2 protein-coding genes are annotated in these 1,601 nt (G+C 40.6%); both read left to right on the top strand.

The window, feature by feature from the left end; translation table 11 throughout:
* Positions 1–677, top strand: a 677-nt coding sequence (locus ACFIMS_RS08305) for a toprim domain-containing protein (protein WP_375696619.1), incomplete at its 5' end; no start/stop codon positions are given.
* A gap of 12 nt (positions 678–689) precedes the next feature.
* Positions 690–1,601, top strand: a 912-nt coding sequence (locus tag ACFIMS_RS08310; protein WP_375696620.1) for a DUF3987 domain-containing protein, incomplete at its 3' end; no start/stop codon positions are given.

The following is a 1,601-nucleotide window of genomic DNA, read 5'->3' on the forward strand; positions in this document are numbered from 1 at the left end:
TTATTAGAATTGGATTGCTTGGAAAACAAGCTTATGATCAGACGCTCTCTTTCTCAAAACAGTTTTGTGCTGATCTCAAACGAGCAAAACAGAAAGCAGAGAGAGCAAAAGCAATTTGGCAACAAAGCCAACCAATCAAAAATACTTTAGCAGAAACCTATTTACGTATGCGGGGGATCACATGTGATTTGCCTGCTGATTTACGCTTTTACGACAAGTGTCCACACCCCTCTGGGATTACACTGCCCGCGTTGGTGGCTCTTGTTAAGGGCGCTGGCTCTTTCGCCATTCATAGAACCTTTTTACAAGCCAATGGCTGCAAAACAGACCAAAAACCAGCAAAAGCCATGTTGGGATCTGTAACAGGTGGTGCTGTGCATTTAAGTCAAGGCAATCCCAAACATCTGGTCATTTGTGAGGGCATTGAAACCGGTCTGGCTCTTTTGTCTGGGTTGTTATCAGAGCCCGTTGATTTATGGGCTTCTCTTTCAACCAGTGGCATGATGCGTGTGAATTTACCCCCTACAAAAGGACGTCTGACAATTGCAATGGACGGCGATGATGCGGGTCGTAAAGCAGGTTTTACCCTAGCTGCACGTGCCTATAGCCATGGCTTTGAGGTCTTTATGATGCAAGCTCCAAAAGGAACCGATTTTAATAACGTATTACTTTCTTAAAAGAGGGAAACTATGAAAGATAGTAATTTACAAAACAATAATGAAAATACTCCCGTCAATGATAACGATAATGTCTCTTTAAACGAAAATACTTGTTTAAAAGCCATTTCTTATGAACAAGCCTTGCAACAAAATGGTTGGGGGCAATTACAACCGATTGCTACGGCTCTCTTACCCGTCGAGCCTTTTAAAATATTCCTGCTTCCAACACCATTAATAAACTATGTTTATGACGTTGCTGATATTCAACAATCTTCTATCGATTTTGTTGCTGTTTCTGCTTTATGTGGATTGTCTGCTGTCATTGGAAATGGCGTGCGGGTTTCTCCAAAACAACATGCCAATTGGAAAATTGTTCCTAATCTCTGGGGTGCCATTGTGGGGGAACCTTCAACTATGAAAACAGATACCATGGAAGCTGCTTTAGCACCTCTTGATGTTTTTCAAGAGGAATGGCGTCAAGAATGGTTAAAGAAGAAAAAACAGCAAGAAACAAAAGATATTCTTATTGAATTAGACAAAAGAGAAAAGAAAAAACAAGCCTACAAAGCACTCAAAGATCAAGACGAGGAACAAGCCCTTGCTCTTCTTTCTCAATCTCTTGAACATAAAGAAAGTGAGGAAGATGACACGCTTAATAAACGACGTCTTATTGTCAACGATGTGACCGTCGAAAAGCTTGGGGAATTGTTAAAAGAAAACCCCCGTGGTCTCTTGTTGGTTCGTGATGAATTATCTGGTTTTTTATCCGATTTGGAACGGAAGGAATATCAATCAGACCGTTCTTTTTATCTAACAGCTTTTAATGGCAAAAAATCATACACCTATGACCGTATAGGACGTGGAACCATTTTTATTCCCAATGCAACCATTTCCATTATTGGGGGCATTCAACCTTCACGGATTATTCCCATTATTCAAGCA

This window comes from Bartonella sp. AP331QHHD (assembly GCF_042195905.1).
Lineage (GTDB): Bacteria > Pseudomonadota > Alphaproteobacteria > Rhizobiales > Rhizobiaceae > Bartonella.